Consider the following 1561-nt stretch of genomic DNA (forward strand, 5'->3'; position numbering starts at 1 on the left):
TGGTAGGCGTGGAAGAGGTCGTTGAGGAGGGGTTGGAGGGATTCGCCGTCGGCGGCGATGTGGTGGATGACGAGGGCGAGGGTGTGGCGTTGTGGTGCGGTGGCGAAGAGATAGGCACGCAACGGCGGCTCGGACGCGATATCGAACCCTTGGCCAACGACATCATCGAGCCGCCGGGGAATGTCCTCCCACGCGATGCGTTCGACCGTCAGAGAAAGCGCCCCTTCCACCACCGGGAGAATCTTCTGGTAGGGCGTTCCCGCGTTATCGGGATAGGTGGTGCGGAGGGTTTCGTGGCGTTCGATGAGGTCGTTGAGGGCGTGCTGGAGTGCTGTGTGGTCGAGCTTTCCCGTTAGTTCGATGATGAAGGGGAGGTTGTAGGTGGGGGTGGGGCCTTCGAGTTGGTGGAGGAACCAGAGGCGTTGTTGGGCGTGGGAGAGGGGGATGTGGTGGGGGCGGGGTTGTGGGGTGAGGGTGGGGCGGAGTGGTGTGTGGTGGTCGAGGTGGGGGGCGAGTTGGGTGATGGTGGGTGCGTCGAAGAGGGTGCGGACGGGGATTTCGGTGTTGAGGGTGGTGCGGATGCGGCTGGTGAGTTGGGTGGCGAGGAGGGAGTGTCCGCCGAGTTCGAAGAAGTTGTCGTCGATGCCGACGGTGGGGAGGTTGAGGGTTTCGGCGAAGAGGGTGGCGAGGATCTTCTCGTGGGGTGTGCGGGGAGGGCGGTTGGTGGTCTGGGCGGCGAAGTCGGGCGCGGGCAGGGCCTGGCGGTCGAGTTTTCCGCTGGTGGTGAGGGGCAGCTCGGCCAGGATGACGAACGCCGCCGGAACCATAGGGGCGGGGAGCCGCCGGGCGAGCGCGTGCCGGAGGGCGGCGGTACTGACCGGGACCGTGCCCACGGGGACGACATAGCCGGTGAGATGAGTGGTGCCGGTAGCGGGGTCGGTATGGGCGTGGGCCGCCGCGCGAGCCACCTCGGGCAGCCGAACCAGGGCGTTCTCGATTTCGCCGAGTTCGATGCGGAAGCCTCGGATTTTGACTTGGTGGTCGGTGCGGCCGAGGTAGGTGAGGGTGTGGTCGTGGTTCCAGCGGGCGAGGTCTCCGGTGCGGTACATGCGGCTGCCGGGGGGTCCGTAGGGGTTGGCGGTGAACCGTTCGGCGGTGAGTGCGGGCCGGTGGAGGTAGCCCCGGGCGAGTCCTTGTCCGGAGATGTACAGCTCGCCTGTGACTCCGGGTGGTGTGGGTCGGAGGGTGGCGTCGAGGACGTAGAGGTGGGTGCCGGGGATGGGGCGTCCGATGGTGGGGGTGGTGAGGGTGTCGGTGGTGTGCTGGTGGTGGGTGGCGTAGACGGTGGCTTCGGTGGGGCCGTACATGTCCACGATCACGGGGTGGGTGTGGGGGTGGAGGTCGTACCAGGAGGAGAGGCGGGTGGGGTCGAGGGCTTCTCCGGCGAGGATGACCGTTCGCAGGGTGAGCTGGTCGCTGAGGGCGGGGTTGGTGTGGCTGGCGTCGATGAGCTGGTAGAACGCCGAGGGTGTCTGGTTGAGGACGGTGACCTTCTGCTCGG

The 1561-nt window shown here is 67.1% G+C and carries 1 protein-coding gene; it reads right to left on the reverse strand.

Annotation, left to right across the window (positions count from 1 at the left end; all coding sequences use genetic code 11):
• Positions 1 to 1561: condensation domain-containing protein (locus ACFVIM_RS35065; RefSeq protein ID WP_384310409.1), on the reverse strand; the 1561-nt coding region annotated here is incomplete at both ends.

The sequence above is a fragment of the Streptomyces sp. NPDC057638 genome, from assembly GCF_042800315.1.
GTDB lineage: Bacteria > Actinomycetota > Actinomycetes > Streptomycetales > Streptomycetaceae > Streptomyces.